The organism is Streptomyces griseomycini (assembly GCF_014203535.1).
GTDB lineage: Bacteria > Actinomycetota > Actinomycetes > Streptomycetales > Streptomycetaceae > Streptomyces > Streptomyces griseomycini.
Genome location: NZ_JACHJI010000001.1, coordinates 348,635 through 365,611, shown reverse-complemented (window position 1 = coordinate 365,611; position 16,977 = coordinate 348,635). Strand labels below are relative to the sequence as shown.

Below are 16,977 nucleotides of genomic sequence, written 5' to 3'. Positions count from 1 at the left end.
GCGGTGCCGCGCCGAGGAGTCAACTGCCGTGTCGGATCCGATGCGCCCTCCCGTCTCCCACCACCACCCTCGAGTGACGCCGCTGCGCTCCGACCCCTCCCGCCCCCGTGCCGCCCTGCGCACCGCCGTGGTCTGGGAGGTCCTCCAGGACGCCCTGGAACGCCGGGCCAAGGCGACGGGGCGGCAGGCGCTGGACGTCCTCGACACCGGCGGCGGAAGCGGCCACTTCGCGGTGCCCCTGGCCCTCCTCGGCCACCGGGTCACCGTCGTCGACCCCAGTCCCAACGCGCTGTTCGCCCTGGAGCGCCGCGCGGCCGAGGCCGGCGCCGCCGACCGGGTCCGGGGAGTCCAGGGCGACGTGCACGGCCTCTTCGAGGTGGCCGAGCGCGGCGGTTACGACGCCGTGCTGTGCCACGGCGTCCTGGAGTACGTCGACGACCCGGCCGAGGGCATCCGCAACGCGGTGGCCGCCCTGCGCCCCGAAGGCGTCCTCAGCCTGCTGGCCGCCGGCCTCGGCGGCGCCGTGCTCGCCCGCGCCCTCGCCGGTCACTTCAAGGAGGCCAGGCAGGCGCTCGACGACCCGAACGGCCGATGGGGCACGGGTGACCCCGTGCCGCGCCGCTTCACCGCCGACCAGCTCACCGGGCTCGTCGAGGGGGCGGGCCTCAGGGTCGGCGCCGTGCACGGCGTGCGGGTCTTCGCCGACCTGGTCCCCGGCGCGCTCGTGGACACCGAGCCCGGAGCCCTGGACGCACTGCTGGAGCTGGAGGCCGCGGCGGCCGAACTCACCGCCTTCCACTCCGTGGCCACGCAGCTTCATGTGCTCGGTGAGGCGCAAGGGTCCTCTGAGGCGTCCGGGGCCTGAGCGGCCGCAGGTGTCGCGCCGCTGATCAGCGGCGCGTCCGGCGTCCGGACGGCGCATGGAGTGCGCCACAGGCCCCCCGAATGGCGGCTTGGCGCCGTATGATCGAGGGAGACCGCCCGGCATGACGGGTCGGCCGCCGGGGAAAGAGATGCCTCAGCGGACCGGGACGTCCATGGCGGATTCCGGTTGGCCAATTGGCGCAGAGGGGCGGGTTTCACGGGGGCGATTCCCTGCCTATCCTGAAGGGACCCCCCGGGTCGCCCCGGCGACTGCACGATGAGGAGGACTCCGTGCCGCTCTCGGAGCACGAGCAGCGCATGCTCGAGCAAATGGAGCGAGCGCTGTACGCCGAAGATCCCAAGTTCGCGTCGGCGCTTGAGGGAAGCGGGCTGCGTACGTACACCCGGCGGCGGGTCTACCAGGCGGTCGCGGGCTTCCTCGTGGGTATTGCGCTCCTCATGGCAGGTATGGTCGCCCAGCAGGTCTGGCTCAGCGTCGTGGGATTCCTCGTGATGCTGGGATGCGCGGTCCTCGCGGTGACCGGCTGGCGCAAGGCACCCAAGCCGGGCGAGCAGGCCGTCGGTGCCCCGGGTGCCCCCCAGGCCGGCCGTCAGGGCAGGCAGCGGCGCTCCATGATGGACCGCATAGAGGAGCGCTGGCAGCGCCGTCGCGACGAACAGGGCGGCCATTAGCCTTCCGCACCGCCCTCCAGGGGACGGCTGAGGACATGCGTCAGGGGGGTGACCACCGATCCGGTGGTCACCCCCCTGACGCATGTCCTGACCCCTGACGCATGCCTGACGCGAGCACGGCCGCGAACGGGCGAGGGGCGGACCGGCCGAAGCCGTCCCGCCCCTCGCCCGTCCTTCCCTGTCGGCTCTCCTGGTCCCGCCCTCCTCCCGCGGGCCGGGCTCAGCCCTGCTGCCGCGACGGCTTCCGCCCCGTCGGCCGCATCGCGAGGACCCGTTCCCGGATGCCGGACCACCGGTCCGACACCGCCCACACCACGCGCGCGGTGGAGCGCGGGGCGAACAGCGCGCGCAGTCGCGTGCCCCGGCCGGCCGCGGACCGCAGGGAGTCGATCACCCGGCGCACGTCGTCCGTCAGACCCGCCGTCGGCCGCGGCCGCGGCGCGTACAGGACCTGCTCGACCGCATCGGCCACCCGGTGCACCGAGGCCGCCGCGGCCTGGTCGAGATGTCCGAGCCGCACGATCCGGGCGGCCGCCTTGCGCGGGGTCAGCGACTCGTCCGGCGGGATGCCGTGGTCCCACGCCGTGTCGCTCAGCTCGTCCCAGAGGGCCAGGACGTGCGGCGCCGCGTCCGCCTCCGAGCGGCCGTGCGCACCCAGGCGCACCGCCCGGGTCCGCATCCGCCACAGCATCGGCGTCAGCGGCAGCACCAGGACGGCGAGACCGGCCAGCGTCCACACCAGCAGCGCGGACCACTTCGGTCCGTCGTCCCCCGTGAGGGGCGCCGCCTGCGGCGACTCGCTCCCGCACGCCCCCAGCTTCCTCCGCTCCGCCGAGCAGCTCTCGCTCTCCGAAGGAGCGGCGGACGGCTCCGAGGGCGCGGCCCGGGACGGCAGGGACGGGTCGGGCAGCGTGCTGTCCGCGGCCTCCGGAACGGTGTAGGGCGGCACCGAACCGCGGGACGGGGTCGGCTCGAAGCGGGTCCAGCCCACGCCCTCGAAGTACAGCTCCGGCCAGGCGTGCGCGTCCCGCAGCCCGACCGTGATCGTGCCGTCCAGCTGCGGGGTGCCGGGCGCGAAGCCCACGGCGACCCGCGCCGGTATGCCCAGGGAGCGGGCCATCGACGCCATCGCGAAGGAGAAGTGCACGCAGAAGCCCTGCCTGTCCCGCAGGAAGCGGGCGATCGCCTGTGAACCGCTGCCGACGTCCACCTCGGTGTCGTACTCGAAACCGCCGTTCAGCGTGAAGTACTCCTGGAGCGCGACCGCCTGGTCGTAGGCGTTGTCCGCGCCCGCGGTGACCTCACGGGCGGTCCGGGACACCACGGCCGGCAGCGAATCGGGCAGCTCGGTGTACTCGCGCTCCAGGGCGGGTGGCGGCTCCGGGGCGTCGGCCAACTGCTCCGGCGTGGGCTGCACGTCGAGGCTGCGCACCTCGTACGTCAGACCGCGCGTGTTCTGGCCGTGGTCGCCGACCAGCGTCATGCCGACCGGCTCGTAGCGCCACTCGCCCCCGACGCTCACCCCGCTCGGCGGGTACGGCATCGGCAGCCAGTCCTGGCCGTACCAGTCGGCGGTCGAGATCGTCGTGTCGACCTCCGTGCGCCTGACGTCGGGGCCGAGCCCCGTCGGGGTCGGGAACGCGCCCTCGGGCACGGTGGTGATGGAACGCTTGGACGGCTTCCAGGTGGTGCCGTCGAAGTCGTCCAGGGACACGATCCGCAGGTACAGGTCCGAGACGTTCGCCGTCTCGGAGCGGACCGACATGACCTGGCGGTCCTCCTCCACGTTCAGCGAGTCGCGCAGCGACACCAGCGGGTTCACCGCCGAGATGGTGCCGCCCGAGCCGGTGCCCGAGCCGACGCCCGTACCGGAGGGGTCCAGCAGACCGCCGTTCATCGCGGGCAGGCCGAGCGGCACCACCAGGGCGATGCCCAGCGCGACCGCCCCGATCCGCCGGCCGGTGCGCACCGGTGCGGCGGCCCCGGCCGGTTCCCCGCCCGGGCCGCGTGCCGCCCCGGCGAAGACCCGCCCCCACTGGGAGAGCCGGTCCCGCCCCTCGGCGAGCAGCAGCATCAGATAACCGGCCGCCGCCAGCAGGAACCACAGCCAGGCGAGGCCGTCGTCGGACAGCCCCGCGGCCACGGAGTACAGGGCGAGCAGCGGAAGACCGGCCGGGGCCGCGCTGCGGAAGGTCACCGCGAGGGTGTCCACCAGCAGCCCGATCACCAGGACACCGCCGATCAGCATCAGCCGGATGCCGTCGGACAGCGGCGCCGGGATCGCGTACCGGCTGACGTCGTCCCCGCCCCGCTCCAGCAGTTCGGCGAAGTGCCGGAAGGCGTCCGGGCCGGGTATCAGTCCGGCGAGGGCGTGCTCACGCGCGAACAGCAGGGTCAGCAGCAGCAGGGTGACGAGCGCCTGCGCCGCCACCGTCAGCGCACGTGCCAGCGGTACCCGGCGGGCCGCCGCGCCCACGCCCGACTGCACCGCCAGGACGAACGCCGCCTGGAGGATCCACAGGGGCGGATCGACCAGCGGCAGCAGTGCGCACGCCGCCATCAGCGTGGCCGCCCATGCGGCCAGCGCCAGCCTTGCCCGCCCGCTGATCACGGTCCCTCCCCACCGCTCGTCGCGGCCAGGCCCGAGCGCTCCCGGTCCGCCTGCCGCCACAGCTCGTCCAGCGAGGCGCCCCGCGGCACCGCCAGGGCCGTCCAGCCCGCCTCGCGCAGCATCCGCAGCCGCTCCCCGCTCCTGTCCAACGGACCGGGCACGTCGGCCGGTTCCCGCAGCCAGGTCCCGCTGTCCAGCAGGAAGGCGAGGGCGCCCCCGCTGCGCTGCCGCATCCGGGCGAGGACCGCGGCCTGCTCCTCGTCGAGGTCGCCGAGGAAGGCGACCAGCAGCCCCTCGTTCCCGCCGCGCAGCACGTCGTAGGCGCGGGACAGGCCCGCCTCGTCGGAATGGTCCACCACGGCGAGGGTGTCCATCATCAGCCCGGCCGCGTCCGCCGACTCCTGGTTCACCCCCGCGAACCCGTCGGAACCCTCGCCGGGCACCGAGGTGCCGGTGTCGGTCAGCAGCCGCACCGAGAAACCGCGCTCCAGCATGTGCACCAGCACGGAGGCCGTCCCCGACACCGCCCACTCGAACGCCGAGTCCGGGCCCGCTCCCTCGTAGGCGACGGCACGGGTGTCCAGCAGCACCGTGCAGCGGGCGCGCTGCGGCTGCTCCTCGCGGCGCACCATCAGCTCGCCGTAGCGCGCGGTGGAGCGCCAGTGCACGCGGCGCAGATCGTCGCCGTAGCGGTACCCGCGAGGGATCACGTCGTCCTCGCCGGCCAGCGCCAGCGACCGCTGCCGCCCGTCGCCGTACCCCTTCGCCTCACCGCTCAGCCGCACCGGCGGCAGCGGCTCCACGCGCGGTATCACCGTCAGCGTGTCGTACGTGGAGAAGGACCGGGTCAGCTCGCACATCCCGAACGGGTCGGACAGGCGCAGCTGCAACGGACCCAGCGGATAGCGGCCGCGCAGATCGGAGCGGACCCGGTAGGACACCTCGCGGCGGCCACCCGCCTCCACCCGGTCCAGCACGAACCGGGGACGCGGGCCGAGCACGTACGGCACCCGGTCCTGGAGCATCAGCAGGCCCGTGGGCAGCCGCGAGACGTTGTCCATCCGCAGGTGCACCCGTGCCTCGGAGCCGGCCGGCACCCGCCCGGGGGAGAGACGGCGGCTGCCGGCGACCCGGTAACGGGTGCGGTACAGCACGGCCGCGCACACCAGCGGCAGCACCGCCAGCAGCAGCCCGACCCGCAGCAGATCGCTCTGCCCCAGCACGTACGCGCAGATCGCGGCGGCCACGCCGGCGGCCAGGAAGGAGCGCCCGCGGGTGGTCAGTCCGGCCAGAGCCGTCCGGACACCGCTCCTGCCGTCCCGGTCGCCCTCGTCGTGGACGGCGCCCGCGCCGGTCATCACAGCCTCCGGGGCGGCTGCTGGCCGTAGCCCGGGCCGCCGCGGCCCAGGCCGAAGCCGCTCTGCTGCGGGGCCGCCGCGGGCACCGGGGTGCGCTGCAGGATCTCCTGCACCACCTGCTCCGCGGTACGGCGGTTGAGCTGGGCCTGCGCGGTGGGCAGCAGCCGGTGGGCGAGCACGGCCACGGCGAGCGCCTGCACGTCGTCCGGCAGTGCGTACTCCCGGCCGCTCAGGGCCGCGGACGCCTTCGCCGCGCGCAGCAGATGCAGCGTCGCGCGCGGGGAGGCGCCGAGTCTGAGGTCGGGGTGCGTGCGGGTGGCGGCGACCAGGTCCACCGCGTACCGGCGCACCGGCTCGGCGACGTGGACGCCGCGCACCGCCTCGATCAGCTTCACGATCTCGTGCGCGTGCGCCACCGGCTGGAGGTCCTCCAGCGGGGAGACGCCGCCGTGCACGTCCAGCATCTGCAGCTCGGCCTCCGCGCTCGGGTAACCGACCGAGACGCGGGCCATGAAACGGTCGCGCTGGGCCTCCGGCAGCGGGTAGGTGCCCTCCATCTCGACCGGGTTCTGCGTCGCCACCACCATGAAGGGGCTGGGCAGCTCGTAGGTCTTGCCGTCGATGGTGACCTGGCGCTCCTCCATCGACTCCAGCAGCGCGGACTGCGTCTTCGGCGACGCGCGGTTGATCTCGTCGCCGATCACCACCTGCGCGAAGATGGCGCCCGGCTTGAACTCGAAGTCGCGGCGCTGCTGGTCCCAGATGGACACACCGGTGATGTCCGAGGGCAGCAGGTCCGGCGTGAACTGGATCCGCCGCACCGAGCAGTCGATGGACCGCGCCAGTGCCTTGGCCAGCATCGTCTTGCCGACGCCCGGGACGTCCTCGATGAGCAGGTGTCCCTCGGCGAGCAGTACGGTCAGCGAGAGCCGTACGACCTCGGGCTTGCCCTCGATCACGCCTTCCACCGACCCCCGCACGCGCTCCACCACGGCGGTCAGATCAGTGAGGCTCGCTCGATCGTCATAGGTCGTCACCCGGCCCTCCTCGGCCTTTCCCCACGCCCCGAAAAGGGCGGGGAACCCCAAATGTTCCGGGCCGACGCCTTGCTGTGCGGCCCGGCCCACCCCGAATCACGGACGCCGCGCGGGAAAAGTTCCGCGTGACACCACTCCCGCATTCTTGCCGCCGTTACCGATTCGTGTCACTCGCCTGTGGACAACCGGCGGCGATATGTCGGTTCCTGCGACCTTTGCGGACCCCGGGGCGCGGGTGATCGTCGGGGCGGGCGGCAGGACCGGACGGGTCAGGCGGGGTCGATCTCGCGCAGCAGACCGGTCTTCACGTCGAAGACGAAACCGCGCACGTCGTCGGTGTGCAGCAGGAACGGCGAGGTGCGCACGCGCGCCATCGACTGGCGCACGTCCTGGTCGACGTCCCGGAAGGCCTCCACGGCCCAGGCGGGGCGCTGGCCCACCTCCATCTCCAGGTCGTGCCGGAACTCCTCGGTGAGGGACTCCAGGCCGCAGCCGGTGTGGTGGATGAGGACCACGCTGCGGGTGCCGAGCGCCCGCTGGCTGATGGTCAGCGAGCGGATCACGTCGTCGGTGACGACCCCGCCCGCGTTGCGGATGGTGTGGCAGTCGCCCAGCTGGAGGCCGAGCGCGGCGTGCAGGTCGAGCCGGGCGTCCATGCAGGCCACCACGGCGACGTGCAGCACCGGCCGGGCGTCCATCCCGGGATCGGCGAACGCGGAGGCGTACCGCTGGTTGGCCTCGACCAGGCGGTCGGTGACCGTGCCGTGGCCGACGGCGGCGCTACCGGAGCCGGCGGGGACCGATGCAGAAGTCGTCATACTCATGACGTTACTGGCCGCACGGGAACGGGGCCCGCTGTGAGAAGGGACAAAGAACGTCATCGAACCCAGGTGTGAGGTAACCCACAGGAGTGATGTGGGTCCCCTCCTACGGGTGATTTCACCCGGTGCGCGTCTTGACCCGCGGGGCGGATCGCGACGCGCAGGCCGGTTGATTGACCGGGCGACACCGTGGACTAAAGTGACGCGAAGCGGGAGGCGAGACCATCCGCTGCACTGTTTTCCCAAGACCCCGGCGAGAGCTCGCGGGTCTCCCCGCGTACGCGGCGCGTACGTACGGCTCGGCCTCCTTCCGTTCCGGCCGGCTGACGCTTCCGGCGCCGGTCGGCCGCCCCTTCACCGGGGGAGGGCGGGGACCCGGCGGTGCGCCGCGGCCGCGTCGGACCTGAGAGGGCCCCTTGAGTCAGAGTCGACACGTCCCGGTGATGCTCCAGCGGTGCCTGGACCTGTTGGCACCCGCCCTGGAGCGGCCGGGAGCGGTGGTCGTCGACTGCACCCTCGGCCTCGGCGGCCACAGCGAGGCCCTGCTCCGGCGGTTCCCCGAGGCGCGGCTCGTCGCCCTGGACCGCGACAAGGAGGCCCTGCGCCTGTCCGGTGAGCGGCTCGCCCCCTACGGCGAGCGGGCCACCCTGGTGCACGCCGTCTACGACGAGCTCCCCGACGTCCTCGCCCGGCTCGGCGTCCTGCGCGTCCAGGGCGTCCTGTTCGACCTCGGGGTGTCCTCCATGCAGCTCGACGAGGCCGACCGCGGCTTCGCCTACGCCCAGGACGCCCCGCTCGACATGCGCATGGACCAGACGACCGGCGTCAGCGCCGCCGAGGTCCTCAACACCTACCCGCCCGGCGAACTCGTCCGCATCCTGCGCGCCTACGGCGAGGAGAAGCAGGCCAAGCGGATCGTGGCCGCGATCGTGCGGGAGCGCGAGAAGGAACCGTTCACACACAGCGCCCGCCTGGTCGAGCTGATCCGGGACGCGCTGCCGCAGGCCGCCAAGCGCACCGGCGGCAACCCGGCCAAGCGCACCTTCCAGGCCCTGCGGATCGAGGTCAACGGCGAGCTCTCGGTACTGGAGCGGGCGATCCCGGCCGCCGTGAAGGCCCTCGACGTGGACGGCCGGATCGCCGTGCTGTCGTACCACTCCCTGGAGGACCGGCTGGTCAAGCAGGTGTTCGCGGCGGGTGCCGCCACCACCGCGCCGCCCGGGCTGCCGGTCGTCCCCGAGCGCTACCAGCCCCGGCTCAAGCTGCTCACGCGCGGTGCCGAACTCCCCACCGAGGAGGAGATCGCCGAGAACCGCCGTGCGGCCCCCGCGCGGCTGCGCGGCGCCCAGCGGATCCGGGAGGATCTCGAGTGAGGCGGACGGGACGCCGCGAAGCGCCCGCGGGTGCCCGGGCGCGTGAGGAGTGAGGCGCGCATGAGCGAGGCGGGTGACGGACCGGCTGTGCGGGCGGGAAGAGCGAACTCAGGGGAGCGTGAGTGAGTAGGAAACCCGAACTGAAGGGGAGGGCGGCCCGTCTCGCGCAGCTCCTCCCCACCGGACGCGCCCAGGCGGCGCGCACCCCCTTCGTCCTCCTCGTCGTCCTGCTCCTCGGCGGCGGCCTGATCGGCCTCCTGGTGCTGAACTCCGCCCTCAGCGAGGGCGCCTTCCAGCTCGACGACCTCCAGCGGGAGACCAAGAACCTCACCGACGAGGAACAGGCCCTGCAGCGGGACATCGACGCCTACTCCGCCCCCGACGCCCTCCAGCGCCGCGCCCGCGAGCTCGGCATGGTGCCCGGCGGCGCCCCCGCCTTCCTCGGCCCCGACGGAAAGACCAGGGGCGTTCCCAGCCCCGCCTCCGCCGTCCGTGTCCCCCCGGTCCCCGCCCCCGGGGCACCGGCCACCGCGACGGTCCCGCCCCCCGCCCCGGAGGCCGCGCCCCCGGCCCCCGCCCCCTCAGCGACTCCCGGCAGGTGACGGAAGTGTCCGACAGGGAACCGCCCCGCCGCCGGGTGCCCGGACCCGCCCGGCCCGCCCGTCCGGGCACCGGGCAGCGCCCCGGGCCCGGCGCCCGCCCGGCCCGCCGCCCCGGCCCGCCCCGTCCCGGAGCCCCGAAGACCATCCGGCTGGGCAGCCCGCGCCCCCGTCTGCGCCTGGTCGGCGTGGCCCTGACCCTGGTCCTGCTCGCCTTCGTCGTACGCCTGTTCCAGGTGCAGGCGGTCGACGCGAGCACGTACGCCGCCAAGGCCGAGCAGAACCGCTACGTGGGCCAGGTGCTGGCCGCCGAACGCGGCGAGATCACCGACCGCAACGGCGTGGCCCTGGCGACCAGCGAGGACGCCTACGACATCACGGCCGACCCCACGATGTTCACCCCGGACGAGCTGGAGATCGCCGACGGCCCCGAACAGGCCGCGGCCCTCCTCTCCCCGATCCTCGGCCAGGACCAGGACGAGCTGGTCGAGAAGCTGCGCCCCGAGAACGAGGCCCTGCGCTACGTCAAACTGGCCGGCCGCCAGACCCCGCAGGTCTGGAAGCAGATCAAGGACCTGAAGTCGGCGCTGGCGAAGAAGGCGGAGAGCGACGAGTCCGCGGCCAACGTCCTCGCCGGTGTCTTCTCCGTGCCCACCAGCAAGCGGGTGTACCCCAACAACGAGCTCGCCGCCGGGATACTGGGCTGGGTCAACGCCGAGGGCAGGGGCGGCGGCGGCATCGAGCTCCAGCTGGACAAGCGGCTCGCCGGCAAGGACGGCAAGATCCGCTACGCCCAGTCCGGCGGCCGGCTCGTCCCGACCGTGGGCTCCACCGAGACCCCGGCCGTGCCCGGCAGCGACATCGAGCTCACCATCGACCGCGACATCCAGTGGGCCGCGCAGAACGCCATCAGCAAGCAGGTGGAGGAGTCCGCGGCGGACCGCGGCTACGTCATCGTCCAGGACACCCGCACCGGCGAGGTCCTCGCGATGGCCAACGCGCCCGGGTTCGACCCCAACAGCCTCTCCGAGGCCGATCCGGCGGCGCTCGGCAACGCGGCCGTCCAGGACGCCTTCGAACCCGGCTCCACCGCCAAGGTGCTGTCGATGGCGGCGGTCCTCGAGGAGAACGCCGCCACACCCGGCACCCATGTCGTCGTGCCCAACCGGCTGCACCGCGGCGACCGGCTGTTCAAGGACGACATCGACCACCCGACCTGGTACCTGACGCTCAACGGGGTGCTCGCCAAGTCCAGCAACATCGGCACCATCCTCGCCACCGGCCAGCTCGGCAAGACCCAGGCCCAGGCCAACAAGGTCCTGTACGACTACCTGCGCGCGTTCGGCCTCGGCAGCCACACCGGGCTCGGCTTCCCCGGCGAGACGAAGGGCATCCTCGCCCCGCCCGACACCTGGTCGACCTCACAGCAGTACACGATTCCTTTCGGCCAGGGCGTGTCCGTCAACGCCATGCAGGCCGCCTCCGTCTACTCGACCATCGCCAACGGCGGCGTCCGTGTCGAGCCCACGCTCGTACGCGGCTCCAAGGGGCCCGACGGACGCTTCACCCCCGCCCCGAAGCCCGAGGAGACCCGGGTCGTCAGCGAGAAGACGGCGAAGACGCTCGCCCGGATGCTGGAGTCGGTCGTGGACGACGAGGAGGGCACCGGCACCAAGGCGCGCATCCCGGGGTACCGGGTCGCGGGGAAGACGGGTACGGCCAACCGCGTGGATCCGGCCACCGGCAAGTACCACGGGTACACCTCGTCCTTCGCCGGGTTCGCCCCCGCCGACAAGCCCCGGATCACCGTCTACTGCGTCATCCAGAACGCCACCGAGGGCAGCTACTTCGGCGGCCAGATCTGCGGACCCGTCTACAAGCAGGTCATGGAGTTCGCCCTGAAGACGCTCCAGGTGCCGCCGACCGGCGCCGCACCGGCCGCCCTCCCGGTCACCTTCAAGCCCTGACCCGTACCGAGCACCGAGCCACCAGGAACCACCCCGTGACGACGATCACCCCCGACCCCGGGAACCAGAACACCCCCGGCCCCTCGCTTGGCCCCCCGGCCGGTGGGCCCGGTACGCTCACCGCCGTGCCACACGCTGATCAGTCCCAAACCACCCAGAAGGGCCACCCCGTGACATATCCGGGACCGCCCCGGCCGGTGCAGGTCTCCGCCACACCCCTCGCGGAGCTCGCCGACCAGCTGGGTGCCCCCGCGCCGGAGCGGACCGTCGAGGTCACGGGCATCACCCATGACTCGCGCGCCGTCCGCCCCGGTGACCTGTACGCCGCCCTCCCCGGCGCCCGCGCCCACGGCGCCGACTTCGTCACCCAGGCCGCCGGCCTCGGCGCGGTCGCCGTGCTGACCGACCCGGCCGGCGCCGAGCGCGTCGCCGCGGCCGGACTGCCCGCGCTGGTGGTCGACGACCCCCGCGCGCGGATGGGCGAGCTGGCGGCGACCATCTACGGCCACCCGGGCCGCGATCTGCTCCAGATCGGCATCACCGGCACCTCCGGCAAGACCACCACCGCGTACCTCGTCGAGGGCGGCCTGAAGGCCGTCCGCAGCACGGACGAGGGGGGCCGGCGCGCAGCGCCGTCGGTTGAGGGCGGTGGTGGGCGACGGGTGGGGCTCATCGGCACCGTCGAGATGCGCATCGGCGACGAGCGCATCAAGTCCGAGCGCACCACGCCCGAGGCAACCGACCTGCAGGCGCTGTTCGCCGTCATGCGCGAACGCGGCACCGACGCGGTCGCCATGGAGGTCTCCAGCCACGCCCTGGTCCTCGGCCGGGTCGACGGCTGCGTCTTCGACATCGCCGTCTTCACCAACCTCAGCCCGGAGCACATGGAGTTCCACTCCGACATGGAGGACTACTTCCGGGCCAAGGCGCAGCTGTTCACGCCGGAACGCAGCAGGCTCGGCGTGGTCAACGCCGACGACGAGTACGGCCGCCGCCTCGCCAGGGAGGCCGGCGTCCCGGTCGTCACCTACTCCGCCGAGGGCCACCCCGACGCCGACTGGCGCGCCGAGGACGTGAAGGTCGGCCCCATGGACTCGACGTTCACCGTGATCGGCCCCGAGGACGAGCGGATCGCCGCCCGGTCGCCGCTGCCGGGCCCCTTCAACGTGGCCAACACCCTCGCCGCGATCGTCGCGCTGGCCGCAGCCGGCCTCGACGCGCAGGCCGCCGCCGACGGCATCGCCGCCGTCCCGGGCGTGCCGGGCCGGCTGGAGCGCGTGGACGCCGGGCAGCCGTACCTCGCGGTGGTCGACTACGCCCACAAGACCGACGCCGTGGAATCGGTGCTGCGCGCCCTGCGCAGGGTCACCGAGGGCAAGGTGCACGTCGTGCTCGGCTGCGGCGGCGACCGCGACACCACCAAGCGCGCCCCCATGGGCGCCGCCGCGGCGCGGCTCGCCGACACCGCCGTACTGACCTCCGACAACCCCCGCTCCGAGGACCCCCTCGCGATCCTCGCCACCATGCTCCAGGGCGCGGCCTCCGTCCCCGCCCACGAGCGCGGCGAGGTGCAGGTCTTCGAGGACCGGGCCGCCGCGATCGCCGCCGCCGTGGCCCGGGCGCAGCCCGGTGACACCGTGCTGGTCGCGGGCAAGGGCCACGAGCAGGGGCAGGACATCGCCGGGGTGGTGCGTCCCTTCGACGACCGCCAAGTGCTTCGCGAAGCCATCAAGAAGACCCAGGGATGAACTTGTGATCGCCCTCTCCCTCGCCGAGATCGCAGAAGTCGTCGGCGGGCAGACGCACGACATACCGGACCCCTCCGTCCAGGTCACCGGACCGGTCGTCCGGGACTCACGGGAGGCGGGGCCGGGCAGCCTCTTCGTCGCCTTCGTCGGCGAGCGCGTCGACGGCCACGACTTCGCGGCCCGGGTCGTCGAGGCGGGCGCGGTGGCCGTGCTCGCCTCCCGCCCGGTCGGCGTGCCCGCGATCGTCGTCGAGGACGTCCAGGCGGCCCTCGGCGCCCTCGCCCGGCACGTCGTCGGACGGCTCGGCACCACCCTCGTCGCGCTCACCGGATCGGCCGGCAAGACCAGCACCAAGGACCTCATCGCACAGGTGCTGCAGCGCAAGGCGCCGACCGTCTTCACCCCCGGCTCGCTCAACAACGAGATCGGGCTGCCGCTCACCGCCCTCACGGCCACCGAGGAGACGAAGTTCCTCGTGCTGGAGATGGGCGCCCGCGGAATCGGCCACATCCGCTACCTCACCGGTCTGACGCCCCCGAGGGTCGGACTCGTCCTCAACGTCGGCAGCGCCCACATCGGCGAGTTCGGCGGCCGGGAGCAGATCGCGCAGGCGAAGGGCGAGCTGGTCGAGGCCCTGCCCCCGGCCGAGGAGGGCGGCGCCGCGATCCTCAACGCGGACGACCCCTTCGTCCGGGCCATGGCCTCCCGTACGAAGGCGAAGGTGATCCTCTTCGGAGAGTCCGACGAAGCGGACGTTCGGGCCGAGAACGTGCGACTCACGGACAGCGGACAGCCCTCTTTCAGGCTTCACACACCCTCCGGTGCATCTGATGTGACCATGCGCCTGTACGGTGAGCATCACGTGTCGAACGCGCTCGCCGCGGCCGCCGTCGCCCACGAGTTGGGCATGCCCGCAGACGAGATCGCCCGCGCGCTCTCCGAGGCGGGCTCCCTCTCCCGCTGGCGGATGGAGGTCACCGAGCGCCCGGACGGCGTGACGGTCGTCAACGACGCCTACAACGCGAACCCCGAGTCCATGAAGGCCGCGCTGCGCGCGCTGGCGGCCATGGGCAAGGGGCGCCGTACGTGGGCGGTGCTCGGCAAGATGGCCGAGCTCGGGGACGAGGCGCTCGCCGAGCACGACGCGGTCGGGCGGCTCGCCGTCCGGCTCAACGTCAGCAAGCTCGTCGCGGTCGGGGGCAGGGAAGCCGCCTGGCTGCAACTGGGCGCATATAACGAGGGTTCGTGGGGTGAGGAGTCGGTGCACGTGTCCGACGCACAGGCGGCGGTCGACCTGTTGCGCAGCGAGTTGCGCCCGGGAGACGTCGTACTCGTGAAGGCGTCCCGTTCGGTCGGGCTCGAGAGCGTGGCGCAGGCGCTGCTCGAGACCGGTGCCGAGGGTGAGGTCGCCGCCCGATGATGAATCAGATCCTGTTCGCAGGAGTCATTGGCCTCTTCCTGACGCTGATCGGCACCCCGCTGCTGATCAAGCTGCTCGCCCGCAAGGGGTACGGGCAGTACATCCGTGACGACGGCCCGCGCGAGCACGCCAGCAAGCGCGGTACGCCGACCATGGGCGGCATCGCCTTCATCCTGGCGACGGTCGCCGCCTACTTCCTGTCCAAGGTGATCACCGGCAAACCCCCGACCTTCTCCGGGCTGCTGGTGCTCGGCCTCATGGTCGGCATGGGCATGGTCGGCTTCCTGGACGACTACATCAAGATCGTCAAGCGGCGTTCGCTGGGTCTGCGGGCCAAGGCGAAGATGGCCGGCCAGCTGATCGTCGGCATCGCCTTCGCGGTGCTCTCGCTGCAGTTCGCGGACGCCCGCGGCAACACCCCGGCCTCCACGAAGCTGTCGTTCATCACGGACTTCGGCTGGACCATCGGCCCGGTGCTGTTCGTGATCTGGGCGCTGTTCATGATCCTCGCGATGTCGAACGGCGTGAACCTGACCGACGGTCTGGACGGTCTGGCCACCGGCGCCTCCGTGCTCGTCTTCGGCGCCTACACGTTCATCGGCGTCTGGCAGTTCCAGGAGTCGTGCGCCAACGCCCTGGAACTGACCAACCCGGGCGCCTGCTACGAGGTGCGCGACCCGCTCGACCTCGCCGTGGTCTCCGCCGCACTGATGGGCTCCTGCCTCGGCTTCCTGTGGTGGAACACCTCGCCGGCCAAGATCTTCATGGGCGACACCGGTTCGCTGGCGCTCGGCGGCGTGCTCGCGGGCCTCGCCATCTGCTCCCGCACCGAGCTGCTGCTCGCCATCCTCGGCGGCCTGTTCGTCCTCATCACCATGTCGGTGGTCATCCAGGTCGGCTCCTTCCGGCTCACCGGGAAGCGGGTCTTCCGGATGGCGCCGCTCCAGCATCACTTCGAACTCAAGGGCTGGTCCGAGGTCCTCGTGGTGGTCCGCTTCTGGATCATCCAGGGCATCTGTGTGATCGTCGGACTGGGCCTCTTCTACGCGGGATGGGCAGCGGAAAAGTGACCGACTGGCAGGGGAAGAACGTCACCGTCGCCGGGCTCGGCGTCTCCGGCGTCCCGGCGGCCAAGGTGCTGCACGGGCTCGGCGCGAGGGTCACCGTCGTCAACGACGGCGACGACGCCCGCGCGCGTGAGCAGGCCGCCGAACTGGAGGCGCTCGGCGTCACCGTCCGCCTCGGCGACGGCGCGACCCTGCCCGAAGGCACCGAGCTGATCGTCACCGCCCCGGGATGGAGTCCGGACAAGCCGCTCTTCGCGGCGGCGGACGAGGCCGGGGTGCCGGTGTGGGGCGACGTCGAACTCGCCTGGCGGCTCAGGAAGCCCGACGCGGCGCCCTGGCTCGCGGTCACCGGCACCAACGGCAAGACCACCACCGTCCAGATGCTCGCCTCCATCCTGAAGGCGGCCGGCCTGCGCACCGCGGCCGTCGGCAACATCGGCGTCTCGCTGCTCGACGCGGTGCTCGGCGAGGAGGAGTACGACGTGCTCGCCGTGGAGCTGTCCAGCTACCAGCTCCACTGGGCGCCGTCCCTGCGCGCCCACTCGGCCGCGGTGCTGAACCTCGCCCCCGACCACCTCGACTGGCACGGCTCCATGGAGGCGTACGCCAGGGACAAGGGGCGCATCTACGAGGGCAATCGCGTCGCCTGCGTCTACAACGCCGATGCCACCGGCAAACCGTCCACCGAGGACCTGGTCCGCGAGGCCGACGTCGAGGAGGGCTGCCGCGCCATCGGCTTCACCCTCGGCACGCCGGGTCCCTCCCAACTCGGCGTCGTGGACGGCATCCTGGTCGACCGCGCCTTCGTCGAGAACCGGCACAAGAACGCCCAGGAGCTCGCCGAGGTCTCCGACGTCGATCCGCCGGTCCCGCACAACATCGCCAACGCCCTCGCGGCCGCCGCCCTCGCCCGCGCCTTCGGGGTGCCCGCGACGGCCGTGCGGGACGGCCTGCGGGCCTTCACCCCGGACGCCCACCGCATCGCGCACGTGGCCGACGTGGACGGCGTCGCCTACGTCGACGACTCCAAGGCCACCAACACGCACGCCGCCGAAGCCTCGTTGGCGGCCTACGAGTCGGTCGTGTGGATCGCGGGCGGCCTGGCCAAGGGCGCGACCTTCGACGAACTGGTCGCGGGAGCGGCGAAGCGGCTGCGCGGCGCCGTCCTGATCGGCCGGGACCGCGCCCTGATCCGCGAAGCCCTCGCGCGACACGCCCCGGAAGTACCCGTGGTCGACCTCGGGCGGACCGACACTGGGGCGATGCTCCAGGCTGTCCAGGAGGCGCAGCGGCTCGCACGGCCCGGCGACACGGTACTGCTGGCCCCGGCCTGCGCCTCGATGGACATGTTCGCCAACTACAACAGGCGCGGTGAGGCGTTCGCCCAGGCGGTGCGCGAACTCGGTGCCTGACCCGGCC

Annotated in this window: 13 protein-coding genes; 9 read left to right on the top strand and 4 right to left on the bottom strand. The window is 72.9% G+C overall.

Annotation, left to right across the window (positions count from 1 at the left end; genetic code table 11):
- Positions 1 to 28 precede the first annotated feature (28 nt).
- Together FHS37_RS01660 and FHS37_RS01655 are read left to right on the top strand one after the other, a co-directional pair.
- Entirely contained in the window at positions 29 to 865 is an 837-nt protein-coding gene (locus FHS37_RS01660) for a class I SAM-dependent methyltransferase (protein WP_184817179.1), read from the top strand.
- 290 nt (positions 866 to 1,155) lie between these two features.
- Entirely contained in the window at positions 1,156 to 1,557 is a 402-nt protein-coding gene (locus tag FHS37_RS01655; RefSeq protein ID WP_184817178.1) for an SCO2097 family morphological protein, read from the top strand.
- 220 nt (positions 1,558 to 1,777) lie between these two features.
- On the opposite strand, the gene FHS37_RS01650 is transcribed toward FHS37_RS01655, so the two are convergent.
- The 4 genes from FHS37_RS01650 to FHS37_RS01635 all read right to left on the bottom strand — a co-directional run bounded on the left by FHS37_RS01650 (position 1,778) and on the right by FHS37_RS01635 (position 7,381).
- Positions 1,778 to 4,117 (bottom strand): transglutaminase TgpA family protein, encoded by a 2,340-nt coding sequence (locus FHS37_RS01650; RefSeq protein ID WP_184817686.1) that lies wholly within the window; start codon positions 4,115 to 4,117, stop codon positions 1,778 to 1,780.
- A 47-nt stretch (positions 4,118 to 4,164) separates the two neighbouring features.
- Positions 4,165 to 5,526: a DUF58 domain-containing protein gene (locus FHS37_RS01645; RefSeq protein ID WP_184817177.1), complete on the bottom strand. Its 1,362-nt coding sequence runs from the start codon at positions 5,524 to 5,526 to the stop codon at positions 4,165 to 4,167.
- Positions 5,526 to 6,563: an AAA family ATPase gene (locus FHS37_RS01640; protein WP_184817176.1), complete on the bottom strand. Its 1,038-nt coding sequence runs from the start codon at positions 6,561 to 6,563 to the stop codon at positions 5,526 to 5,528. Before FHS37_RS01640 ends, FHS37_RS01645 begins: the two co-directional genes overlap by 1 nt.
- Positions 6,564 to 6,832: 269 nt before the next feature.
- A complete protein-coding gene (locus tag FHS37_RS01635; RefSeq protein WP_184817175.1) occupies positions 6,833 to 7,381 on the bottom strand; it encodes a beta-class carbonic anhydrase in 549 nt (182 codons plus the stop codon).
- A 419-nt stretch (positions 7,382 to 7,800) separates the two neighbouring features.
- On the opposite strand from FHS37_RS01635, the gene rsmH reads away from it, so the two are divergent.
- From rsmH to murD, 7 genes are all read left to right on the top strand, one after another.
- Positions 7,801 to 8,757, top strand: coding sequence for a 16S rRNA (cytosine(1402)-N(4))-methyltransferase RsmH (rsmH, locus tag FHS37_RS01630; protein WP_184817174.1), 957 nt, complete (start codon positions 7,801 to 7,803; stop codon positions 8,755 to 8,757).
- A gap of 122 nt (positions 8,758 to 8,879) precedes the next feature.
- Positions 8,880 to 9,359 (top strand): cell division protein FtsL, encoded by a 480-nt coding sequence (ftsL, locus tag FHS37_RS01625; protein ID WP_184817173.1) that lies wholly within the window; start codon positions 8,880 to 8,882, stop codon positions 9,357 to 9,359.
- Between the two features lie 5 nt (positions 9,360 to 9,364).
- Entirely contained in the window at positions 9,365 to 11,323 is a 1,959-nt protein-coding gene (locus FHS37_RS01620) for a peptidoglycan D,D-transpeptidase FtsI family protein (protein WP_308439453.1), read from the top strand.
- A gap of 170 nt (positions 11,324 to 11,493) precedes the next feature.
- A complete protein-coding gene (locus tag FHS37_RS01615; RefSeq protein WP_184817171.1) occupies positions 11,494 to 13,071 on the top strand; it encodes a UDP-N-acetylmuramoyl-L-alanyl-D-glutamate--2,6-diaminopimelate ligase in 1,578 nt (525 codons plus the stop codon).
- A gap of 4 nt (positions 13,072 to 13,075) precedes the next feature.
- Positions 13,076 to 14,491: a UDP-N-acetylmuramoyl-tripeptide--D-alanyl-D-alanine ligase gene (locus FHS37_RS01610; protein ID WP_184817170.1), complete on the top strand. Its 1,416-nt coding sequence runs from the start codon at positions 13,076 to 13,078 to the stop codon at positions 14,489 to 14,491.
- Positions 14,488 to 15,561 carry a phospho-N-acetylmuramoyl-pentapeptide-transferase gene (gene mraY, locus FHS37_RS01605; protein WP_184817169.1) on the top strand — a complete coding sequence of 358 codons (1,074 nt, stop codon included), beginning with the start codon at positions 14,488 to 14,490 and terminating at the stop codon, positions 15,559 to 15,561. Before FHS37_RS01610 ends, mraY begins: the two co-directional genes overlap by 4 nt.
- Positions 15,543 to 16,970: a UDP-N-acetylmuramoyl-L-alanine--D-glutamate ligase gene (gene murD, locus FHS37_RS01600; RefSeq protein ID WP_184817168.1), complete on the top strand. Its 1,428-nt coding sequence runs from the start codon at positions 15,543 to 15,545 to the stop codon at positions 16,968 to 16,970. Before mraY ends, murD begins: the two co-directional genes overlap by 19 nt.
- Positions 16,971 to 16,977: the final 7 nt, after the last annotated feature.